The following is a 23,210-nucleotide window of genomic DNA, read 5'->3' on the forward strand; positions in this document are numbered from 1 at the left end:
CCAACCTAAAAACCTATAAAATCCCCCGGGCTTTGATTTCCAGGTATTTATTGATGGTGTTTACGGTAAGGTCTTCGGGTTTGGTGAGGACGGTTTGTATACCGTGGCGTTCCAGTTCTTTAACCATACGTTTTTTCTCATAGTCCATTTTCTGGGCGATGGTCTTGTGGTAAATCTCGGGGGTGTTTGCGGCCTTTTTAGCGATCAGTTCGGTAAGCTCGGTGTTTTCAAAAAAGATCACGACCAGTACGTGCTTTTGAGCCAGGCCTTTGAGGTAGGGGAGTTGGCGCTGCAGAGCGCTTTCGTGTTCAAAATTGGTGTACAACAACAACAGGCTGCGGTGGGTGATTTTGCGTTTAACTTCGGCATACAAACGGCCAAAATCACTGTCCAAAAAACGGGTATGTATGGAGTACAGCACCTCGAGAATAGTATTGAGGTGGGTTTTTTTGCTGCTGGCGGCCAGATGGTTGATAATCATGTTGCTAAAGGTAATCAGCCCCGTTTTATCGTTCTTTTTAAGCGCCACATTGCTAAAGGCCAAAGTCGAGTTTATAGCGTAATCCAGCAGGGTAAGGCCTTCAAAAGGCATTTTCATCACCCGGCTGGCATCGATGATCGAGTAGATGGGCTGGGATTTCTCATCCTGAAACTGGTTGACCATCAGATCGCCACGCTTGGCAGTCGCCTTCCAGTTGATGGTACGCACATCATCGCCGCTTACGTAGTCTTTAATCTGTTCAAACTCCATCGTATGCCCTATACGGCGTATTTTCTTAAGGCCAAACTGCGTCAGCTTGTTGTCTATGGCCAGAAAGGCATATTTTTTCATCTGTATAAACGACGGATAGACTTTTACCGCCTGCCCGTTGTCAAACACATAGCGGCGCTTCACCAGCTTCACGGGGCTCGTCACAAAAACATTCAACCGCCCAAAGGTGTACACCCCGCGTTCTACCGGGCGCAGGCCGTAGGTAATACGGGTTTTTTCACCGGCTGCAATGCTTCCGGTTTTGAGAAAGTCCCGTTTTTGAAACTGCACCGGGATCTCGTCAATCACTTCAAAAGCGACTTTAAACGGATAGCGGTTGGTGAGTTGCAAGGGCACCTCGTTTACATCTGAATTGGAGAATTTCTCGGGGAGTTTTCGCGTAGCGCTAAGGCCTTCCTTTTTCTTGTAGAGGGTGATCGCGTCAAAAAGCACGGCGATTCCCAGCAGCAGCATCCCTACCGAAGCGATGGGAAACAGGTTGTGGTACCAGTACGAAAACAGGAACAGCACCACCAGCGCGCTCAGCACGTAAAAGACCCTAAGGTCAAAATACAGACTTTTTATGAAGGCTATAAGGCGCACTAGCGGGGTACTTCTACAGATTGAACAAGCATATCAATCACCGTTTCGGGTGTCATCCCTTCCATTTCGCGTTCGGGCGAAAGGATTACTCTATGCCGCAATACGGGCGTTACCGAGCGTTTTACATCTTCGGGCGTTACAAAATCGCGGCCGTTGATGGCCGCAAAAGCTTTGGCCGACTTTAAAATCGCCAGGGAGGCACGTGGCGAACCACCCAGATACAAATGCGGATGCGTTCTCGATTTTACCGTAATCTGCGCGATGTAGTTGAGTATTTTTTCTTCTACCAAAACCTGACCCGTCTGCTCCCGGAATTCCTGAAGCTTCGCCGGAGTGAGAACCGCATCGATTACAGCAGTGGCCGCACCACTCAGCTGATTCTGACTTTTTAGAATCGCAATCTCATCTTCCAGATCAGGGTAGGTCACCTTGATTTTAAAGAGGAAACGGTCGAGCTGGGCTTCAGGAAGGGCATAGGTACCTTCCTGCTCAATGGGGTTTTGGGTGGCGAGTACCATAAAGGGCTTTTCCAGATCGTACTGGGTACCGTCTATGGTGATCTGGCGCTCTTCCATCACCTCAAAAAGCGCAGCCTGTGTTTTGGCCGGTGCGCGGTTGATCTCGTCAATAAGCACAATGTTTGAGAAAATAGGCCCGTGTTTAAATTCGAAATTGCTGGTTTGCATATTGAGCACCGAAGTTCCCAAAACGTCGCTCGGCATCAAATCGGGCGTAAACTGAATACGGCTAAACCCGGTGCTGAGGGTTTTGGCAAACAGCTTGGCGGTTATCGTCTTGGCGATTCCCGGAACGCCTTCAATGAGTACGTGACCATCGGCAAGCAGGGCGACGATAAGCAGTTCTACAAACTCGTGCTGACCTACGATCACTTTGGCCAGTTCGGCTTTAAGTGCGGCAACCGAGTCGCGCAATGCGTCTAGCGGAATGCGGTTTTGAAACTCCAGATTTTCAGACTCCGGTGTTTCTTGTGAAGCTACCGGAGCTTGCTCCGGCGTGTTTTGCGGGGTTTCTTCCGGGTTATGATCAGGCGTTTGCCCGTTTTCTAAAGGCGTTGAATCTTCCATCAATGGGTAGTTTTAAAATTTTCAATCAGGCTGTTGAGGCGTATGAGTTCGTCTTCACTCAATTCGGCCTTTTGCCTGATGGTTACGATATAATCTATAGTATTTTGAACCATGTCCAGAGGCTTTCCGCTTTTCGCCGTGAGGCGCTCAATAAAATCACGGTTAAGTCGGTCTGTCGCCAAAACATAAGTGCTGCGCAGGTATTCCATAAAATGGTTGATCTGGTGCGTGGCGATCTGGCGGTTTTCTTTTTTATCTAAATACATCCCGGCAATGGTGCGGGTATAGTCAAGCGTATTGTTAGGCAAAGGTTTGATCACGGGGATGCTGCGCTGCTTGCGCTTGCCTTCAAAGATCACCCAGACCAGGGCGCCCAGCAAAAGCGTGTACCAGGACCATTTGAGGTATTTGTTGTTCAGAATTATAAACAGCGGCGATACGGCTACGGCCTTACTGTTTTTATAATACATATCCAGGTAAACAGTCCCGTCTTTAGGCAAATACGACAGCATATTTGCGGTATAGGCCGCATTGTTGCCATTCAGCATAAAATAGTTGGTAAATGCCTGCGGAAAGGTGCTCAGAATGATCTCGCCTTTTTCAAAAGGCAGTTTGATAAAATTGACTTTGGGTTTTTTAATGCGGGTGGAATCTTCATCGCGGATGATGTCTGCAAACCCCAGAACGGTGGTATTTAAAGTGTCGATTTTATTAAAATAGGCTACAGAATAATCCTTGTCTAAAATATACGGAAGCTTGCCGCGTAGCGCCGGATTGCTCAGGTTTACAAGCGGTCTCTTCATCAGATCGTCGTTGTCGTAAGTATAATCGCTTTTCAGATTTAAGGTGTCTTCCAAAACTTCGCTAAAACCATCAGAAGCCATAAACAGCGTATTGCCCTGAGCTACCCAGTTGAGCAGCTTTCGGGTTTCAAACTCATCGTTATAGATGAAGGAGTTTACAAAGAAATACGTGCCTTTGGGCTGATTGAGGCTGTCCATCAAAAACTCATAGGGCGGAATTTTGACTTCCTCGAGCCGGTCTTCTTCAATGAGCGAGGAGAGCTGCTCGTAAAAGACGTAGGTGCCAAAAGGAATTTTATCCTGTTTCCCATACGACTCATACCAGTTTAAGGGCTCTTTTTGAGAAGCTTCGGCAACCACCAGAATCACTAAAAAGAGGATGAGCAGCCCGGCGAGTATTTTATAGCGTTTACTCATAAGGCGTTAATGCTCTTTTTAAATTCGGTTTCTGCTTTGGCAAAATCGATTTCATTTACTTCAAAATTCCCGTACCAGATAAAATCATACACACGTGTGAGTCGGGTGAAGGTATTGCGCAGGCCGGCGTCTTTGAGTTCGTACACATAATCGGCATTGGTTTTTTGCACTTCCCAGTCAATGAGCTCTTTTTGCGCCAGTTTTTGCAGCAATAATAAATAGTAGAAGCGCACGGCCAGGCGGTAATTCTTTTCGCGTAGCGCGGCTTCAATGAGTTCGTTGATATTTTGATTTTCGATGATTTCCTGTTCATCGGTGAGTATGACTTTGCTGAGATCGGGGCCTTTAAGCGGCGAGCCACCCAGATCTACTTTTAAAAAGAGCCACACCAATAGGGCTACGACTCCGGCCACGAGTAAGTAGGGTAGGGCGCGTACCAGAAAGCCCAGAAAGCCGGTGGCTTCCTCTCCCTGAAGAATCCAGTTTATAAATCGCCTCCAGATATCATTGATCCAGGTTTTAAAACGCGTCCAGATGTTGTCTGGCGCTTCTTCTTCCACATAATTAAATTCGTCCTGAGCGGTATACTTTTTAATTTGATCGGTGTCAAATTCCACCGGGGTTGCCGGTGCCCGGTCGTACTGAACCTGTTGAACAACTTTTGGTTTTTCAACAGCAGTAGAATCCTGCGGACCTGCAATGCTTTGCAGGGTCAGAAATACAAATATGTAGAAGAAAAATCGATGCATTAAGAGTCTGTACCTATACTGTCTATAGTTTCAAAAGTACCGGTTTGATTGGCTTTTTCGTTTAGGTTGTAATAGATAAAGGCAATCGCGATTGGAAAAATCACGGCCAGAATGTATTGCGCTGCCGAAGAGAGTACACTTAGTGTTAAATACACCCAGTCAAATAAGCTGCTTATGTCTCCTTCTGAAATTTCTGCGGCAGAGGTAAAGGCTTTTACAAAGGTATAGATGATAACGGGTAAGGAGAATACGATATTGGCAACGTACAACAGCAGGCCCAGCACAAACAAGGTCGCAAAGGTCATCCACCATTCACCTTTGATGAGCTTAAACGAATCTGCAATAACATCGCCTACCGATTTGTTTTCAAAAACCAGTACCGCCCAACCCAAAGAAAGCGGAATTGCCAGGTAGATTCCCGGAAGAATACACAGCATCAGACCAAAAAATACGATGATCGCGATTAGAAAGGTGGTCCCTACCAGCGAACCCAATTGCTTTCGCAGAGCGGTTTTTAAAAGCTCCTGATCTACCACACCTCCGTTTTCGATATACAATCTGATGTACTGAAGCACCGTCCCGTACATCACCGCGTAATAAAAAAGAACGGTTAGAAACAGGATGAGTGCCGGAAGCAGAAAATTAGCCATACGGAATATTCCGCCGTCAAAAAGAGAAATGTCTGAAGAAACCGTGGCGTAATAGCCCGCTGCGGCGATCAAAAGAATATAAGGGATTGCCGCATTGCGCACCAAAGCCTTAAACAGGCCTTTGTATTCCTGGCGTAAAAATTTAAAAGTATCCGAGAGGATTTCGCCGAGTTCGCGTTGCCTTTTAAAGTTAATGTAATCGTTCATGGAGTTGTATTTGGTGTTTTTTGTAAGCTATTCGGGGGTATAGGACGTAATAAAACAGAATTAGTAACAGCGAAAGGCTGATGATTACAATCGCAAGCCAGTCGGGCATTTCGGTATGGCGGGTCACAAAACCTTCCAGAAATCCTGCAATAATAAAAAACGGAATGGTACTGACCACGATTTTGAGTCCGTCTTTCATACTTCGTTTAAAGGATTCGAGTCTGCTGTAGGTTCCGGGAAATAAAATACCGTTACCCAAAACCAGACCGGCCGCACCGGCAATCACAATCACCGAAATCTCGATGGTACCGTGAATCCAAATCGTGCGCACAGACTCCCACAAAAGTCCCTTGTCGTAGAAGAAATATTGAAACGAGCCCAGCATTACTCCGTTGCGCATCATAATAAACAGCGAACCAATACTGAAGAGCACGCCATAAATAAAAGCTATCAGGGCTACTTTGATGTTGTTTACGGTGATCCCCAGAAACATTTCGACTTCATTCATTTCCTTATAAACCCGCATCGGGTCGTTTTGCGCAATATTCTCAAGGGTCATATTTACATAGGCGTCGCCCATAATGCTGCGCACATAGGCGCCGTCTGTAGCAGCGCTGTAAGCACCCACAACGCAAAACAGGGCAAAAACCAGAAAAGACAGCAGGAGTTCACGCTGATAGCGGTACATCAGCAGCGGAAATTCTTCCGTAAAAAAGGTGATAAAGCGGCGGCTCGACTCGCGTTTGGTCTTATAAATCTTCTGATGCGAGCGTGACGCGAGATGGTTTAAATACTGGGTGGTTTTGCTTTCGGGATAAAAGGTACGGGCATAACTCAGATGATCTGTTACTTCAAGATATAGGGCCGAAAGTTCATCGGGCGTAAGTGCGTTGTTATTACCCAGCAATACGTTTTCAAATCTTAACCATTTATCCTTATTTTGCCTGACGAAAGCAGCCTCGCGCATAGTTTTGGGTTTTAAAATGAATTCTGAAGCATTTCGGACTCTGCCAAAACCATTCAGAACAGCTTTCTCAAATTTTAAATAACCGTAGGGCAGTAATTTAAGCTAACATACTGTTTTGAGGCAAGCTTTGGGACTTAAAAATCCCGATTTTCGAGTAAAGAAAAAGAATTCATGGATAACTTTCAAATTGAAACCGCACAAAATATCAGCATTCAGCAACAGGTTGCGGGCATTGGCGATCGCATACTCGCTTATATCATTGACGCTCTGATTTTAATAGGGTATTGGATCATTTCCTTGTTTTTGGTATCTGCCTTCGGATTAGACACTAACGAAAGCAGTTCGATTATGATCTTTTTTATGATCATCGGGATACCTTCTTTTCTGTACTTCCTGCTTTTTGAAGCCTTTTGGGACGGGCGCACGCCGGGCAAGTCGGCCATTGGTTTGCGCGTGGTGAAGTTAGACGGCTCAAAACCGGGTTTTGGAAGCTATTTTGTACGCTGGCTGATGCGCATTATAGACATCAGTTTCAGCAGTGGCGGGATTGCCGTTTTTACCATTTTGCTTAACGGAAAAGGGCAGCGTCTGGGGGATATCGCAGCCGGGACCACGGTGATCAATGAGCGCAAGAGAGTTACCCTGGGCCAGACCCTGCTCGAAACCATTCCTGAAGATTATGTGCCAAAATACCCACAGGTAACCGTTTTTACCGATGCAGATATGCAGAAAATCAAAACGGTTTACAGCAAGGCCAAACGTGATGGGAAGCATAACGTCATTTTAAAACTGAGCGAAAAGCTGAGCAAAACCATGCAGGTGACGCCAGATGAGACGCCCTACGCCTTTGTAGACCGCGTACTCAAGGATTATAATTTTTATACCCAAAATTAATGGAGCCCATTGTAGATATTATCGACATTCTGGGAACCATCGCTTTTGCAATTTCGGGCGTAATCACGGCAACCAAAAAGCGAATGGATCTTTTTGGGATTCTCATTGTTGCTACCGTGACTTCTGTGGGCGGTGGTACCTTGCGCGATCTGCTCATTGGGAAGTCACCGGTAACCTGGCTGCTCAACACGACGTTTGTGTATACCATACTGGTTTCAACCGTGGTGGGTGTTATTTTTAGAAAGCAATTGCATTACGTGCGCAAGTCTTTGTTTTTGTTTGACACCATTGGGATTGCCCTGTATACCATTACCGGTGTGCAAATGGGACTGCTCATCGATCTGAACCCGGTAATTTGCGTGGCTTTAGGAACGATAACGGCCTGTTTTGGAGGCGTGATACGCGATATTTTGTGTAATGAAATCCCGGTGATCTTTAGAAAAGAGATTTATGCCAGTGCCTGTATTTTAGGAGGTGTGGTCTATATAGGGCTTATTCACCTCGGGGTAACGGCCGGTCTTACTGCGGTAATGGCCGGGATTACCGTGGTTGTGGTACGCACCCTGGCGGTGGTGTATGAATTGCAATTGCCCAGTATATATACTCAGGCCGAGCGCGAGCAAAACAGTTAAACTATGGGAAAGCAACTACCGGAGCTGACCAATCAGCTTATTAAATTCATTGAGGAGCAGCATCTCTTTTTTGTGGGTACTGCAGCTGCCGAAGGGCGTGTAAATGTTTCCCCTAAAGGAATGGATACGTTTGCAGTGCTCAATGCAAATGAGGTAATCTGGCTCAATATGACCGGAAGCGGTAATGAGACGGCCGCGCATTTGCTGAAGGATTCGCGGATGACGATCATGTTTTGTTCGTTTGACCGCAAACCCCTTATTCTGCGTTTATACGGCAAAGCCGAAATGTACCATCCGCGGGATGCATCGTTTGAATCCTATTTAAAGCATTTTGGTGATACCGAAGGTGCCCGCCAGATTTATAAACTCAACATCGATCTCGTACAAACTTCCTGCGGTTTTGCAGTGCCCTTTATGGAATACAAAGGAGAACGCGAAACCCTAAAAACCTGGGCTACAGAAAAAGGCGACACCGGAATCAAAGACTATTGGACCGAGAAAAACCAAACAAGTATTGACGGTTTTAAAACCGGGATTTTTGAGTGATTACTTAATCAACGAAGATTTCTTTGATTAGTGATTTAGTCCCATTTTTCAAATTCCTCATTTTCAAAAACAGCATCTATGATTAGTGAATCGTCACCTTCCTGATGCATGTTTTCAAAGGCTTTTTCCCAATTTTGCCGGACTTGTTTATGTGATTGAAAAGCTGATTTCATTCGTTTATTCTATTCTTCTAAGATACACTTGTTTGAGTGAAAAGTAGGTTTTATCTAAGAACAAATAGGGGCCTATAATTTGTGGCTTGTTGGGGGATTTTAAATTGAAATATCGACGTTTATAAAGAGTATAAAATAATATTCTTTGGTTTTCTTTTTCTTCAGCATAGCAAAAAGTCCCCGTTAAAAATTTTCGAAGCCTTGGAGAAAATTTAGGGGCTTGTTGCGGTTTTGCCTGATAAGGCAAAAATGCCTAAGAAATGTGCCTAAAACAATCTTGAGAAAGATCTCAAATTGCTATAGGCACATTATATCTGACAAAAAAAAATAAGTGATATAGATAAAAAAGTGTCTTTTCTTTTGTTACTTTTCTTTGGACAAGCAAATCGACGTGAGGAGATTCACGAGATCTAAAGCCAGTATGCAACATCGAGCTAAAGAAAAGTAAGTAGTATTATAAAATCGAAATCAGTTGATCTGGAAATGTATGTGATCATCATGGCGTACAGCACGGCACCCGTGAAAACGAATTTTGGGATCAGAAAGGTTCATTCGCTGTACTAAATGCGGTTCTAAAAACAGCTTGCTCGTCTCTTTTTGATTTAAAATCAGTTTAACAAGCTGTTTTGTAGCATCATTTGAAAGTGTGAGTTCGGGATTACGATTACCAAAACTCACATACCTCGTAAAATCATATTGCCAGTATCCGGCTTCTTTGCAGGCTTGAGTCTGATCAAGTTCGCCTGAGTTTGGAGCTTCATAAATACCATAACCGCTTCGTGAGGGTTTTTCATTAGTAACCCGACCTTTTTCATCTTTATAGATTAAAGCGAGATCTATTTTCTTGCCGTCGTTGTGACTCAAATGCGGCAAAAGCGGGAAACCATCAAAAAAAGGGAAATTGGCATCCAGATAAACGACGGTCAAATTCGGGTCATACTTCGAAAAATCACGGGCAATTTCTTGTAAAGTTTCTTTTAATTTCGGCTTTACATAATCCCGATTAGCAAGCACGTAAAATAAAGATTGGGCTTGAAGATGCTCTGTTGTTTCGAGCTTTTCGCGTCCAAAATAGGGAGCTATCTTAGGAATCAGAAGTAATGAACAGATTAGATAGACCAGTAAAAAGACTACAATCTGCTTGATAAGTTTAAAACGGTGAATTTTTCCCGTAGCGAGAACAACAATTAAATAGAGAAGACCACCTACCTGAGTAAGAATGCTAAGTAGCACTACCAGAATGAAGTGCAGACAAAATTTTAAAAACTTCAATTCAACTCTGTTTTATTTGATCAACTCAACCTTTTCCAAATAAATATTTTCAATAGGCCATTCATTATCGTCAACATCTACTTTATTGATACGGTCTACCACATCCATGCCTTTGGTCACACGGCCAAACACCGTATGTTCGCCATCCAGGTGATGGGCACCCCGTTCGGGCACTACGATAAACCATTCAAAAGGAGAGGAGGCATCGCTGATGTTTTGTTCGGTGTATTTTGCTGCAGAAAAGGCTCCACGTACGTGAGGATGCGCCGCAGACGCTTCGTTTGGGATCAAATAATTTCCAATACGCATACGCTTACGCGGGGTTTCATACCCGTCGCTGTTACCACCCTGTACTACAAAATCAATAGCGTTGCGGTGTATCATGGTATTCTCAAAATAGCCCTGCTTTACCAAAAGAATAAAGTTGGCCCTGTGTAAAGGCGTATCGCGGAATAATTCTAGTTCGATATCTCCGTATTTGGTGTTGATGCGCACGCGGTTTTCGGGATTCTTCTTGCCGTATTCGGTGAGAAAGGGAATAAGATCGGCCTGTGATTCTACGATAGAACCCGGCTTTTTCCTGAGTTTTTCGTTCTGAGCTTTGGCCTTATCTTCGGCCGTGCTGTCTTTGGTTTTTTCGACAACTTCAGGCTCTGTGGCTTTCTCTTTAGATTTTTTATCTTCACAGCCGGCAAAAAGAAGCACTAAAGCAAGAAGACTTAAACGTATATACTGACGCATAGATGCAGTTTGAAGAATTTGTAAAACGAGTCTCAAAATTAAGCAATTTGGACTTACCCGGGCAAGAAGCGCATTATCTAATGGCACCGGCAGAGCGCATACAACAACTTTCTGCACTTGATGTTGAACAGCGCAAACCCCGGGAAGCCGGTGTGATGGCGGTGTTTTATCCCAATTCTAAGGGCGAAACCACGCTGGTGCTTATTTTACGCCGCACCTATAAAGGGGTGCACAGCAACCAGGTGGGCTTTCCGGGAGGCAAGGCAGAGGCTGTAGATGTTGATCTGGAAGATACCGCCCGCAGGGAGACCGAAGAGGAGGTAGGCCTTAAAGGCGCAGACATTCGTGTACTAAAAAAACTCACCCGTCTTTATATTCCGCCCAGCAATTTTTGGGTACAACCTTTTATTGGCGTGGTTGATTATACGCCAGAGTTTATTCCGGAAGAGGCGGAAGTCGCGGCTATACTTGAAGTACCGCTAACGGCCTTTCTTTCAGATAACAGCCTCATCAGGCGACAGATTGACACCTCGTATGGCAGCATGATAGACGTACCTGCATTTCAACTGGCCGGGCACGTAGTCTGGGGTGCCACCGCAATGATGCTGAGCGAGATCAAGTGGGTGCTGCGGCAAATAGATACATTTTAAGACACATATTCCTTACATTTAATTTATATTTCGCCTCTGGCAAAACCTTGGCTTTAATTATGGGACTTTTCAAGACCAATCCATTTGGGCATTATAATATTCTGAAGAAATGGCTGATACGCATTGCGGGTATGATGACCCACAGGCGTTATCGCGGTTTTAACGAATTGCAAATTGACGGTTCTGAAATCATTAAAGAACTTCCCGATACCGGTGTGTTGTTTGTCTCCAATCACCAGACCTATTTTGCCGATGTGGTAGCGATGTTTCACGTCTTTAATGCAAGCTTGAGTGGTAGGGTAGACAGCATTAAAAACATAGGCTATCTCTGGCAACCGAAACTCAATATTTATTATGTGGCCGCCGGTGAAACCATGCGGGCCGGTCTTTTACCGCGCATTATGGCTTATGCCGGGGCTATAACGGTAAGCCGTACCTGGAGGGAAAAAGGAAAGGAGGTAGACCGCCCGGTAAACCTGAGCGATACCGAAAACATTGGGATTGCACTACACGACGGCTGGGTGATTACCTTTCCGCAGGGAACTACCAAACCCTGGAAACCCATCAGAAAAGGAACCGCACACATCATCAAGCAATATAAACCGGTTGTTGTACCTATTGTAATTGATGGTTTTAGACGCTCATTTGATAAGAAGGGCATACGCATTAAAAAGCGCGGTATTCTTCAGTCTATGGAAATCAAAAAACCATTGCAGATTGATTATGAAAACGACAGCATCGAGGATATTGTAGAACAGATCGAATATGCAATAGAGCAACATCCTTCTTTCCTCAAAGTGATTCCTCAGGAAGAATTACGCAAAGAGGAAGAACTCAATAAAACCCGCAGGTGGGAGTACTAAATCCATTTTCATTAACATTTCTTTGGCATAGTGTTTGGACCTTTTAGGGTGGAAAATTGTTAAACTTTGGGTTTCGGTGAAATTTAATGCAACTTTTATATACTTTGTAGGTACTTAAAGCGTTAGAGCCCCAAACCCCTTAAGACCAAAAAAATATATGAAAAAACTCACTTTTGTCGCAGTACTTTTTACTCTGGCACTGTTCTCAAAAATACAAGCTCAGGAATTACCTTTTAAAGATTGCATCGACGCCCCGCTCGAAGATTTTGAAAGCTCTGTTTTAAAAACCCAACTCTACAATCAAATTGCTAAAGATCCTCAGATGAAAAGTCTGATTGATCGCAAGAAAATGGCCGTAGGTATCGTAAGTCTCGATGACCCTAAAGCCATACAATACGCCGGAATCAACGGTGAAGAAATGATGTATGCCGCAAGTTTACCTAAAATTGCCATTTTGCTTGCCGCTATGGACGCAATTGAAAAAGGTGAACTTAAAGAAACTGCCACTGTTCGCGAAGATATGTGGCTGATGATCAGTAAGTCAAACAATCAGGCCAGTACGCGTATGATAGACCGTCTGGGTTATGATAAAATTGCCGGTGTTCTAACCAGCGATAAATACAAATTATACGATAAGGCTCACGGTGGTGGCCTCTGGGTAGGTAAGCGCTATGCTGCCGCCGGAGAGCGCAGACCCGATCCTATTAAAGGCTTAAGCCACGCAGCTACTGCAGAACAGGTATGCCGTTTTTATTACAAACTGGTAACCGGTAAACTGGTAAGTCCCGAGCGCTCCAAGCAAATGCTTGATATAATGGAGAACCCTTCATTGCATCATAAGTTTGTAAACACATTAGAGCGTATAGCGCCTAACGCACGTTTATTCCGTAAATCGGGTTCCTGGAAAACCTACCATTCAGACTCCATCCTGGTATGGGGTGAAGACGGCCGCAAGTACATTCTTGTAGCTTTGGTTGAAGACCCTAACGGCGAACAAATTATCAGAAATTTAGTATTTCCGGTTGAGAAAGCTCTTCAAAAATCTCGAACTTTACTTGCGAGTGCCACAAAAGGCGCCGGGTATGTAGGTGATTAGAAAGTTCCTCAAAAAAACGTTTAATATAAGAGATGGTGAAATAACCATCTCTTTTTTCATGCAGTTATACGTCTTTTTGATAATTACGATACTGCTCATAGTTAAACCCATTGTAAACGCCCTCTTTCTCGAAGGTCTGGGAGCAGACAATCTCGCTTACGGCTATCTTTTAATTGCGGCAACCGCAATTGCAACCACCTATTTTTACAACCGCGCGGTGCGCAGATACTCCCTGCGGCGCATTATAGTGGTTTCGCTGTCTTTTTTCGCTTTAGCTTTTGCAGTACTGAGCTTACTTTATAAACTCGGTCTTATCGATGCAGCGGCTCTGTATGTGTATTATGTAATCAGCGGTATTTTTGCTGTATTAACCACCAGTCAGTTTTGGCTGCTTGCCAATATGGTTTTCAATGCCCGGGAGGCCAAGCGTCTGTTTGGTTTTATAGGTAGCGGGGCCATTGCAGGCGGTATTTTTGGGGGATACCTCACCACGATTTTGGTACCCTATATAGGTAACGGAAATATGCTGCTTATCGCAGCAGCACTTATTTTATCCTGTATTCCGTTGCTTTCTATGATTTATAAGAAAGGATATGTAAGCCGCGCTTCCCGCTCCGGTGCTCAAGAAAGTATTGGTGGGGAAACCGCTTTCAAACTGGTTTTAAAGTCAAAACACCTTACCTACCTGGCTTTAATCATTGGTATAGGGGTGATCGTGGCTAAACTCATCGATTTTCAGTTCAGCGATTTTGCGAGTAAGGCCATACCCGATGCAGACCGTCTGGCCTCCTTTTTTGCATTTTGGTTTTCGACATTCAATCTCGTCTCCCTGGGAATTCAACTGTTTTTAACCAATCGCGTGGTAGAAAAACTGGGTGTAAACAGTTCGTTACTCATTTTACCGCTGGGCATAGCAATAGGTTCCCTACTGTTTTTAACCTTTCCCGAATTGTGGGTGCTCATTCTTATTAAAGGCCTCGACGGCAGTCTCAAACAATCTGTGAATAAAGCGGCGACAGAGCTGGTGATGGTTCCCATTTCGCTTGAAATAAAGAATAAAACCAAATCCTTCATCGATGTGGTGGTAGATAGTATTGCCACAGGGGTTGCGGGTTGTTTGCTGATTTTTGTAATCAAAGGATTAGACCTGCCTTCAAGTTACGTCACGGTGATTATTTTGTTTTTGATTTTTATCTGGATGGTGGGCATTTTTAAAGTTCGGGATTCCTATTTCAAAAGTTTTAGACAAAGTCTTCGGGAAGCGGTAGAACATTCAGACGACATCTCACGCAGAAAGCAGAAATCACCTATAGAAATAGGAAAGCGCATCCTGTCTTCCAACAATCCGGAGCAAATTGTTAAATACCTGAGCGGCTTAAACGGAAGGAAATCACGGCTTTTAAAAGCGAAAATTCTTCCGCTGCTGGAACATCCCGATGATGCGGTTAAGATTGAAGCGATAAACCAACTCTATCATTATCCCGAAGGTACCGCCCTCGAAACCGTGCGTCAACTGGTCTACCTCAAGGATGACGAGGTGGTTTATGCGGCGATGAATTACCTTATTTTACATACCTCGCTCAACGACAACCGTATTTTTGATTCGTACCTCAATCACAGCAGTGATTATATTGCTCACGCGGCCTTATTGTGTTTGGCTAAAGAAGGCCGTACCAATAAAAAAATCGCTGCCCGATATAATTTAGAATTGCGTCTGGAACTCTGGATGGCCGAGTTTGAATTGCCCAACAGCGAGCACCGCCCCGAGGAATTGTCGTTTTTGCTGGAATCAATAGGTTATGCAGGTTTTCCAAGATTTCTGTCTTTTATTTCGGCCAACTTCAATAACCGAAACCCTATGATCGTGCGGCATGCGATTATTGCAGCCGGAATTTCGGGGGAAGAGCTATTTGTAGATGCCCTGATCGACTTTCTTAAGGTTAAGGAATACCGGGAAGATGCCATACAGGCGCTTATCGCTTATGGGGAATCTATAAGCGAACTCCTTCTGGCGCGCGAGGCCGCGAGAACTTTACGCAATGACGTGAAAAAATACATACCTCAGGTTATTCAGAAGTTTGAAACCCAAACCTCTGTGCGGGTGTTGCTGCGTTTATTGCAGAGTAGGGATAACCTGATCAGGCTGGCCAGTGCCAAATCGTTGAAACGCCTCAAAAATAAAAACCCGAAACTCAACTTTTTTCCTAAAAGTATTTTCCGTTTTATTTTAACCTATTCGTTTGAATATCGGGATATCATAAGCTGCCGGAAAGTGATTAAAAGCAATTTTAGGGCAGAAAATTACACGGCTCTTTCTGAAGATGATAAAACCGAACTCTTTCAGGCACGGGAAGGCCTGCTTGAAATTTTAGATATTCAGTTGAGTAAGCGTATTGCCACCATTTTTAATTTGCTGGCGGTATACTACAGCCATAAAGATCTGGACGTGGCTTATAAGGGGTTTAAAAGCGAAGATCGCGATACGCGGGCCAATGCGATTGAATTTTTAGACAACATCCTTGCGCCAAAACTAAAGCACGTGCTTTTGCCTTTGCTGGAATTAGCGATTATTGAAGATGCTGACGTCTATCAGGAAATTTTGGAAGACACCGACATCAGTTTTAACCGGGCGCTCATCAACCTGATTAAAGTGGGAGATGGTAACCTGAGACTTCCGGTGATTTATTTGATTCAATTTTTGGGAGATACCAGTTTCTCACCGCTTCTTGCCGAATTACAAATCACAGCTAAAAGCAAGGATGTACGCTCTTTTGCTTCTTTAGCCTTAAAGAAATTGCAGCCTGCCCTGATGCAGAAAGAGGTCAATTCCTGAAAATCATTTCAAGATCCTAGCTCTTTCCTAAGAGCTCCTGGAGTGTTTTCTCCATTTTTTTAGGATTAGTAGTCGGGGCAAAGCGTTTTACCGGTCTTCCGGTTTTATCGATTACAAACTTGGTGAAGTTCCATTTAATTTTACTGCCCAGAATGCTACCCAATCTTCCTTTAAGCCATTTAAATAGGGGATGCGCATCAGAGCCGTTAACGTCTACTTTTTCAAACATTGGGAAACTTACACCGTAGTTTACCTGGCAGAACGAATCAATCTCTTCTGCGCTTCCGGGTTCCTGCTTGCCAAATTGATTGCAGGGAAAGCCCAAAATAACCAAACCTGCATCCTTGTATTTTTCATACAGTTTTTCGAGTCCTTCGTATTGTGGAGTGAGTCCGCATTTACTCGCGGTATTCACGACAACAACTACCTTTCCGGCATAGGCATTCATAGAAAGACTTTCGCCCTTTAAGGTTTTGGCTTCAAAATCGTAAAAAGTCATAGGATTTTCTGAGTTTAGGGATGATTCCTGTAAAAATACGATTCTCAGAACGATTAAGACTTCTTTGTTTTAGGCAAAAAGCAGGAAGCAGCGCCTGATCAAAACATTTTTTCTTCTTTTTGATACTCCCTTTTCAGCCCTTTGATCAGGTTTTGACTGTCGATTTCAAAGGTTTTGCGATTCAGGGCGTTTAGGCAACTGTAGTGCACCACATTGTTGATGTTAGCGCCGGTGATGTCGTAGGTTTTAGCCAGCGATTTAAGGTCAATCTCTTCCGCAAAGCGGAAACCCTCCGGAAGTGCCAGATTCCAGAGTTTGAGGCGTTCCTCTACATTAGGGTTGGTAAACTGTACTATTGCCTGAAACCGACGGGTAAATGCAGCGTCGATGTTCGATTTAAAATTGGAGGCTAAAATGACGAGTCCGGGATGTTCTTCGAGACGCTGAAGCAAATAGGAAACTTCCTGATTGGCGTATTTATCGTGGGCATCGCGCACCTGTGTACGCTTTCCAAAAATGGCGTCGGCCTCATCAAAAAAGAGGATCCAGTTTTTATAGCGGGCCTTGTCAAAGAGTTTAGACAGGTTTTTTTCGGTCTCCCCGATGTATTTTGAAATCACAACCGAGAGATCAACGCGGTAGACTTCGCGGCCGGTGTATTTGCCCAAAAGGCTTGCGGTAAGCGTTTTTCCGGTCCCCGGCGGACCGTAGAAAAGAGCCCTGTAGCCGGATTTAAATTTTCCGGTGAGATCGTGCTTTTTTCTCAAAACCTCCTGATGCTTAAGCCAGATTTCCAAATCTTTGATCTCATTAAGTGTTTGCTTGTTTAAGACCAAATCATCCCACGACAGATTGGTTTTCAGTTTTTGAGCAGGAAAATCGATGCTCAGCTCCGGATCGGGAATGCTTCCGGTGAGCAGAAGCTGTGCATAATCTTCCTGCAACACCAGATTTCCGCTTAAAAAAGGTTCGTGAGCCGCAACTTTCTCAAGCTGAATGACTTTATTCGATCGCAGGGACGCTTCCGGAAGCAAAAAACTCAGATTTTGCAATCGTTCCGTTATGTTATTGCCGGCCAGAAGAAAAAGTACGGTTTCACCGGTAGGGAGAATCCCGCGATGGGTGTTGCCTTTGGTTCCGCCCAGTTCAGGTAATTCGGCACCTTCGGGATAGACTTCATTTACGCAGGTTTTAAGCAGGCCAGGAGCGAGATAAGGCGCCAAAGCCAGAAAAAGGATACTCTGCTCTTCAGCCTGTAATTCTAAAATGCCGATCAGTTTTTTTAAATACGAATCAGGCAGGCTGTTTACATCAAAACGCGGTGCCGACTTAAATGGAACATCGGGATTGTGTAAACGCCAAAGCAGCAGTTCTTTTAAATGCTGTATGGCCAGATCAAAAGCTTTAAATTCAGGCATTACTATATTTTTGATAGGCTTTTTCCAGTTTGATGTCGTATTTGTTTTGTGCGTAACCCGGCCCGTTATAGCCCTTGGCAAAGGCAGCCCAGTTTTTAGACTTCAGATGCCTAAGCAGGTTATTGGCTTTTAAAAATTTACCAAAAGCCTCCAGATGTGCGCGCTCGTGCGTGTACATATGCGCCACAAAGGCATCAACGCTGGGATAGCCCAGGCTTTCGTAATGAAAACCCATAATTTGATACGAACCATACGAAGCCGAAGCATAGGCTGCATTGTGTACGGCATCGAGATCGCTTATTCCCGCAGCTTTTTCCAAGCGTTCATATTCTTCAGCTCCACCTTTGTAATGCGACCGGGTCCAGCTTTCATAGAGCACGTCTTTCGTGTAGTCCGTCACAAAATCAGCCGGATTGAGTCCGCGCTTTTTAAGCTGTCGCCAAAAAATGTGGCCTTCAAACAAAATGCGTGGCCTGCCGTCAATTAAAAAGCCTTTACCGCTGCTTTCAACCTCATTCACCGCTTTTACCGCAGCCAGTTCCACATCAAAGTCTTCGGCAAACTGTTTTAAATCGGCTTCACTTAACAATTTGTCGCTAAAACTGAAGAGGTTATCGCGAGCCGAAAGCAATTTGGACCAGGTCTTCAACCCAACAACACCATCTATAACCAGATCGTTCTTCTTTTGAAAATCGCGTACTGCGGCATCGGTATCTTTCCCAAAATAAGTGGAGACGTAAACCGAATAGCCTAGTTGTTGTAAAACTTCTTCGAGGAAATAAACTTCGGGGTCCTGTGAGCGGTAGCGTAGTGTTTTCATAGGTTGTAATTATTATTTTTCTTTTAGTAATTTTTTAATCAAGTCCCTATAGCCTGTATCAGGACCAATACTTTTATCGAGACTTACACTTTTTTCATGATTTTCTTTAGAACCCACATCTTTGTCCAGTATTTTACCATCAAGTTCGTATAGAACATTTTGAAACTGCCCGGGTTTTCCCAAAATGTCTTTACGAACTAAGGCAGTCAAATCAGTAGCCATACTATTATTAATATTTTTCACTTCTAAACTGTTATCTCTTAATGCTTCCTCGTTTATCATTTGCTGCAGGGCAGACCTGTTTGCCGTTTCTCCCTTGATAGTTGCGGTTACTTTAAGGCTGAAATTATTTTGATTGTTTTTAGTATTAGAATTACTTAAGATTGAAGCGATACTATCTTCTTTGCCTTTCATACTTGAGGTATTGTAATTGGGTGAGCTTGGATATATGTTCATAGATGAGTTTTTTCCGGAACCACCGAAGCGGTCGGCGATTAAATGGGCGTTATGAAATCCACTCTGTGCACTATCGGTTTTTCCACGGGCTCCTCCGGTTTCTTTCAATTCTAAGTTTGATCCTGAAACCACACGTGTTTCGGTTTCATTTGGACTGAAGGCCAGTGCCTGGTCGTACGTAATATCAATTTTAAACTTTCGATCTTCACTCCCTGGAATACGCTTACGATCTGCGCCTCGCTTTTCAGTAGTGTATTCAACAATATACTTATTATCTAATTCCTTAACATTCTTCTTGATAGGTATGTAATCCACGTGTTCCGAATTTTCCCCTCGCGGATTGGGTCCCTCTGTTAACTTACCTTCGTCATTAAAATGTACTTCCGGGAATTTACTGTCGTCTGCATTCTTTCTTACAATGTCCTGCTTGCCGCCAACCGTTCTGTAGTAATATCCTGCGTCTAAAACCTCTTGTCGTTTTCGTTCACCTAAAGCGCTGACACTGGTATTATTTTCTTTAACGAATTTCATTCCTAAATAGGCCTTTAAGGGATGATCTATAGTTGTTTCTTGTGCTGCCGATTCTCCTTCGGGATTAACCTTGGCCTTAAAATGAAGCTTCGTCGAATCCATCTTTGAGCGATCAATGACCGGTTCAAGACTGATTAAGCCATACTTTTGTTTAATTGCTGGGATTCCATTTTTTACGTCTTCTATAGAGTTGCTTTTTTGTGCTAGTTTTTGAGCATGTTTTAGCCCATCATTGAGGTCTTTTTTCTTTTCCTGATCGCTTCTGGCATCCTTTCCACTTTGACCTTTAGCAGAACCACGACCCAAAATTTTACGCGCAAACTTCTTCGCCTTTAAAATCAGTTTATCAATCGCTTTATCAATACGTTTTCTGATTTTACCAATGAGTTTCTGCACCTTTTTAGCCAAACCGCTAATACCGAGTAAGGAGGCCAGAAAGCCAATGATTACCGGTACGGCCTTGCCCAGGGCCGTTTCGATTTTGGTAGCAATCACACCCACATTACCAGCCGCAACAGCCTTAACGCCGTCAATAAAGGCTTTGATGAGTTCCATAATCTGGCTGCCGCGCTCGATAAAGAATTTTACGATGTCTATAATCATCATTGCAGCCTTGACAAAGGCTCCGGCGGGGCTCATCAAACCCAATACCCACTTGATACCGGCGTCGACAACGGTAGAAATGATCATTTCCTGAATGCTATCAATGACGGTCTCTTTAAGGTCGTTAAATTGCTCTTTGAGGTATTCCCAGATACCCGCTATCCCTTCGGTACGTATGATTTGAAAGAGTTCGAAGCCTGTCTCGAGTGCCTGTACCACGGGCTCGCCGAGAAGTTTTACCGCTTTTTGACGCATATAATCCCAGGTAAGTCCTAAAACCTGCATCACCAGGCTAAAAATGCCTTTAAGACTGAAAATATCTTCGGGGATGGTAATACCCATAGGACCCAGGGCGCCGGTAAGCCAGGTGACGAGACCACTCATCAAATGCCTCATAATGTTATTGCCAAAATTGACAAAGCCCTCTTTAACGCCCCGAATAAGGTTGCTCAAAAATCCGATAGGATCTGAAATGATTGCGCCGATAGCTTCCAGCGCAGCGCTGAGTAAATTGGTCAGCATATTTTTAATGGCGATGATTGTGTTTATAATTCCCATCACCAGTCCCATTGCCATATCAATAAGTCCGCGGTTTGCGGCCTGCATTTCTTCAATACGCGCGTCTACTTCGGCCAGACTATCCTGATACTGCTGTGCGAGGGAGTCTATGAGTTCGTCCTGCTTGCTGTTTACATCTTCTTCCAGGCTGTCAAACTGCTCCTGAATGTTTTCGGCGGCTTCCTGAGCAATACCGCGTAAAGCTTCCGGTTGTGATTCTACAAAAGTGGCTACATCCTGCTTGCCCTGTGCAATACGCTGCTTGGCTTCGGTGAGTTTTTGAGCGATATATTCGGCGATTGTAGTAAGCTCGCCATCCATCGCTTCGATGTATTTGTTTCGGCCTTCCTCAAAAAAGGCATTGACTTCATCAGGCAAACCGGTAAAAGCATCGCCAACCCACGTAAGGGCTCCGCCCACGCCGCTGTAACGCTCGTCTTTGTAGGCATCCATCTTTCGCTCGACATAATCCTCAAAGACTTTTTTAGCCCGTGTGGCAGCAGCTTCAAAGCGCCTTTCCACTTCGGCCTCCAGATCGGCCAGCAAGGTTTCCACATCGGTTTTGGTGGCTTCAAAAATTCGGTTGATTTCCCCCGCGATGCGCTCGCGCTCTGCACTGTCTGATTGCGCGCCGGTTTCCTGCTGCGTCTGCATCGTACCCAATGTTCCGGTACGGCTGTTGTGCATAGCTTGCAGCTCGGCACTGCTGCTGGTTTGCGCCTGCTCGCGGGTAGCGGCAAGACTGTTTTGCTCGGTTTGTCTAAATTCCTGCGGAGCCTGCTCGGTATGTGTTTGAGCTTCCTGTTTACTGTCTAAAGCCTGCGTAAAACCGGGTTCATTACTGTTTGCCAGCATCTCATCGGTAACCTGATTATTGGCCATCTCCGAATCGATACTTTGCATATTCTCCTGTAGCGGAGCACTTACCTGATCTTCGGGACGGGGAGCAGGCATCGCCTGAGCTGCCCGCACAGGAGCAGGAGGGGAGCCAAACTCGGGTTCGGGTAGGGGTTGCACTTCACGCGCCGGAACAGCGTCCGGGTTGGGTTCGGTTTGTGTAGCCTGATCAATAGTCCCGGCAGCCTGTTGCCGTTCTGCGGAAGCCATAGCGGTACCGTCTGCCGTTACTTCATCAATGTTATTGTTATTTTCAAAATCATCAGCTTCTTCTTCGTTTGCCGGAAGCTGCATAGCCGCGATGCGTTCCATCAGGCGGGCTTTAAAAGCAACCGCGTCAAAAGTACCGGGTTCCTGCTCTTCCATCACGGCAACCTGACCGGCCTGTGCTTCACTCAGTTGTTCATTGGATGCAGCAGGTGCAGCTGCAGATGCTGCCGCAGCTGCCTGCGAGGCAGGTTGGGTGGTCTGGGCGGTTTCCGCCCGGTCTTCTACCTGATTTTCGGCCTGTTGAAAAGCAGGGTCTTCCTGCGGACTGCGCGGATAGGGCGTGGCGGCAGTTTGAGCCTCACCGGTCTGTGCTTCTGCATTTTGCGGTTTTTCCTCCTGATGATGAACAGCAGTTTCTGCGTTTGCAGGAGTTTCGGAATTTGGGCTGGTAATTGCATTTTCTGAGACCGAATCTACTTCTGTAGTTGAAGTCGCAGTCGCCGAAGTACTACCGTTTGCGGTGCTTTGCGGTGTTTGTTGCGGGTCGACAGCACCCTGCTGGATGGTATGTGTTAATTCGTGAGCTAGAAGCGCATCACCCTGCGCGGTACCGGGATTGAAGCGCCCCTGATTAAAATAAATATCGCTGCCGCTGGTAAAGGCCTGAGCTCCTATGTCCTGAGCCATACGTTGCGCCCGCTGATCGGTATGTACGCGCACATCGCTTAAATCAGTACCAAACCCTGCTTCCATCTGATTTCGGGAAGCCTCCGGAAGTGCAGAACCGGCGCCACGGGAACTTTGCAATTCACTATTGATATCAGTATTGCGCGGCGTTGTCCCCGCCCGCATTTGTACTTCTTCCTCTTCTGCCCTGGTTTGAACAGATTCCTCCTCTTCAGCTTTAGACTGAAGTTCTTCATCTTCTTTAGACTGAACTGTCTCTTCGTCTTCGGCCTTAGCTTGAATGCTTTCTTCTTCCTCCTGCATTTGAAGTTCGTCATCGGCTTTAGCCTGAACCGATTCTTCTTCCAAAGGTTTCAATTGCACACCGGTACTGATGCTTTTAGCCAAAGGTTTAGCCTGTACGGCAGGGGTTTTGGTGCCCGAATTTCCGGTGTTTTGCACCACACGTGCAGCCACATTATCGGCCTCAGTCTCATAGCGATCGCCCGGCGTACCGGTTTTCAGCTTTGCCTGTAGGCCAAAAAAAGGTGTTTTCGCAGCTTTGCCGGAAGTCTTCTGAAGAGCGGGTTTATTTTTAGCAAATACAGGCATGGGTTGTA

General features: G+C 44.9%; 20 protein-coding genes. 7 read left to right on the forward strand and 13 right to left on the reverse strand.

The features are described from left to right. Positions 1 to 13: 13 nt before the first annotated feature. Genes ACSSS3_RS16220 through ACSSS3_RS16245 form a run of 6 tightly spaced genes read right to left on the reverse strand, consistent with a single transcriptional unit; the run spans position 14 to position 6,232 of the window. Positions 14 to 1,354, reverse strand: coding sequence for a DUF58 domain-containing protein (locus ACSSS3_RS16220; RefSeq protein WP_442845499.1), 1,341 nt, complete (start codon positions 1,352 to 1,354; stop codon positions 14 to 16). After that, a complete protein-coding gene (locus tag ACSSS3_RS16225) occupies positions 1,354 to 2,439 on the reverse strand; it encodes an AAA family ATPase (RefSeq protein WP_442845500.1) in 1,086 nt (361 codons plus the stop codon). Before ACSSS3_RS16225 ends, ACSSS3_RS16220 begins: the two co-directional genes overlap by 1 nt. Then, positions 2,439 to 3,659: a DUF4350 domain-containing protein gene (locus ACSSS3_RS16230; RefSeq protein WP_442845501.1), complete on the reverse strand. Its 1,221-nt coding sequence runs from the start codon at positions 3,657 to 3,659 to the stop codon at positions 2,439 to 2,441. The genes ACSSS3_RS16225 and ACSSS3_RS16230 overlap by 1 nt, the downstream gene beginning before the upstream one ends. Further along, positions 3,656 to 4,408, reverse strand: a complete 753-nt coding sequence (locus ACSSS3_RS16235; protein WP_442845502.1) for a DUF4129 domain-containing protein — start codon at positions 4,406 to 4,408, stop codon at positions 3,656 to 3,658. The genes ACSSS3_RS16230 and ACSSS3_RS16235 overlap by 4 nt, the downstream gene beginning before the upstream one ends. After that, positions 4,408 to 5,265: a hypothetical protein gene (locus ACSSS3_RS16240; RefSeq protein ID WP_442845503.1), complete on the reverse strand. Its 858-nt coding sequence runs from the start codon at positions 5,263 to 5,265 to the stop codon at positions 4,408 to 4,410. The genes ACSSS3_RS16235 and ACSSS3_RS16240 overlap by 1 nt, the downstream gene beginning before the upstream one ends. Beyond that, positions 5,249 to 6,232: a stage II sporulation protein M gene (locus tag ACSSS3_RS16245; RefSeq protein WP_442845504.1), complete on the reverse strand. Its 984-nt coding sequence runs from the start codon at positions 6,230 to 6,232 to the stop codon at positions 5,249 to 5,251. The genes ACSSS3_RS16240 and ACSSS3_RS16245 overlap by 17 nt, the downstream gene beginning before the upstream one ends. Before the next feature lie 171 nt (positions 6,233 to 6,403). On the opposite strand from ACSSS3_RS16245, the gene ACSSS3_RS16250 reads away from it, so the two are divergent. From ACSSS3_RS16250 to ACSSS3_RS16260, 3 genes are read left to right on the forward strand one after another with little or no spacing between them, the layout of a single operon-like run. Next, positions 6,404 to 7,126 (forward strand): RDD family protein, encoded by a 723-nt coding sequence (locus ACSSS3_RS16250; protein ID WP_442845505.1) that lies wholly within the window; start codon positions 6,404 to 6,406, stop codon positions 7,124 to 7,126. Beyond that, complete coding sequence (locus ACSSS3_RS16255; protein ID WP_442845506.1) at positions 7,126 to 7,758, forward strand: trimeric intracellular cation channel family protein; 633 nt, start codon at positions 7,126 to 7,128, stop codon at positions 7,756 to 7,758. Before ACSSS3_RS16250 ends, ACSSS3_RS16255 begins: the two co-directional genes overlap by 1 nt. Before the next feature lie 3 nt (positions 7,759 to 7,761). Next, positions 7,762 to 8,304 (forward strand): pyridoxamine 5'-phosphate oxidase family protein, encoded by a 543-nt coding sequence (locus tag ACSSS3_RS16260; protein WP_442845507.1) that lies wholly within the window; start codon positions 7,762 to 7,764, stop codon positions 8,302 to 8,304. Positions 8,305 to 8,339: 35 nt separating this feature from the next. Here ACSSS3_RS16260 and ACSSS3_RS16265 read toward each other — a convergent pair whose 3' ends face one another. The 3 genes from ACSSS3_RS16265 to ACSSS3_RS16275 form a co-directional block, all read right to left on the reverse strand. After that, positions 8,340 to 8,477, reverse strand: coding sequence for a hypothetical protein (locus ACSSS3_RS16265; RefSeq protein ID WP_442845508.1), 138 nt, complete (start codon positions 8,475 to 8,477; stop codon positions 8,340 to 8,342). 468 nt (positions 8,478 to 8,945) lie between these two features. Continuing rightward, positions 8,946 to 9,749, reverse strand: a complete 804-nt coding sequence (locus ACSSS3_RS16270; protein ID WP_442845509.1) for a hypothetical protein — start codon at positions 9,747 to 9,749, stop codon at positions 8,946 to 8,948. A 12-nt stretch (positions 9,750 to 9,761) separates the two neighbouring features. Then, entirely contained in the window at positions 9,762 to 10,490 is a 729-nt protein-coding gene (locus ACSSS3_RS16275; RefSeq protein ID WP_442845510.1) for a peptidylprolyl isomerase, read from the reverse strand. Between the two features lie 2 nt (positions 10,491 to 10,492). Here ACSSS3_RS16275 and ACSSS3_RS16280 point away from each other — a divergent pair, with 2 nt between their 5' ends. The 4 genes from ACSSS3_RS16280 (at position 10,493) to ACSSS3_RS16295 (ending at position 15,932) form a co-directional block, all read left to right on the forward strand. After that, the gene (locus ACSSS3_RS16280) at positions 10,493 to 11,140 is read left to right on the forward strand and encodes an NUDIX hydrolase (protein WP_442845511.1); all 648 of its coding nucleotides are present in this window, start codon (positions 10,493 to 10,495) and stop codon (positions 11,138 to 11,140) included. A gap of 59 nt (positions 11,141 to 11,199) precedes the next feature. After that, the gene (locus tag ACSSS3_RS16285) at positions 11,200 to 12,003 is read left to right on the forward strand and encodes a lysophospholipid acyltransferase family protein (protein ID WP_228229663.1); all 804 of its coding nucleotides are present in this window, start codon (positions 11,200 to 11,202) and stop codon (positions 12,001 to 12,003) included. A gap of 157 nt (positions 12,004 to 12,160) precedes the next feature. Continuing rightward, on the forward strand, positions 12,161 to 13,099 hold the full coding sequence (locus tag ACSSS3_RS16290) for a serine hydrolase (protein WP_228229664.1): 939 nt from the start codon (positions 12,161 to 12,163) through the stop codon (positions 13,097 to 13,099). A gap of 58 nt (positions 13,100 to 13,157) precedes the next feature. After that, positions 13,158 to 15,932, forward strand: coding sequence for an Npt1/Npt2 family nucleotide transporter (locus tag ACSSS3_RS16295; protein WP_442845512.1), 2,775 nt, complete (start codon positions 13,158 to 13,160; stop codon positions 15,930 to 15,932). A 16-nt stretch (positions 15,933 to 15,948) separates the two neighbouring features. On the opposite strand, the gene ACSSS3_RS16300 is transcribed toward ACSSS3_RS16295, so the two are convergent. From ACSSS3_RS16300 to ACSSS3_RS16315, 4 genes are all read right to left on the reverse strand, one after another. Further along, entirely contained in the window at positions 15,949 to 16,431 is a 483-nt protein-coding gene (locus ACSSS3_RS16300; protein ID WP_442845513.1) for a glutathione peroxidase, read from the reverse strand. 98 nt (positions 16,432 to 16,529) lie between these two features. Next, positions 16,530 to 17,849, reverse strand: coding sequence for an ATP-binding protein (locus ACSSS3_RS16305; RefSeq protein WP_442845514.1), 1,320 nt, complete (start codon positions 17,847 to 17,849; stop codon positions 16,530 to 16,532). Continuing rightward, complete coding sequence (locus tag ACSSS3_RS16310; protein WP_442845515.1) at positions 17,842 to 18,669, reverse strand: N-acetylmuramidase domain-containing protein; 828 nt, start codon at positions 18,667 to 18,669, stop codon at positions 17,842 to 17,844. Before ACSSS3_RS16310 ends, ACSSS3_RS16305 begins: the two co-directional genes overlap by 8 nt. Positions 18,670 to 18,681: 12 nt before the next feature. After that, a complete protein-coding gene (locus ACSSS3_RS16315) occupies positions 18,682 to 23,202 on the reverse strand; it encodes an eCIS core domain-containing protein (RefSeq protein WP_442845516.1) in 4,521 nt (1,506 codons plus the stop codon). Between the last annotated feature and the right edge of the window lie 8 nt (positions 23,203 to 23,210).

The sequence above is a fragment of the Leeuwenhoekiella sp. H156 genome, from assembly GCF_052218455.1.
In the GTDB taxonomy this organism is placed as follows: Bacteria; Bacteroidota; Bacteroidia; order Flavobacteriales; family Flavobacteriaceae; genus Leeuwenhoekiella; species Leeuwenhoekiella parthenopeia.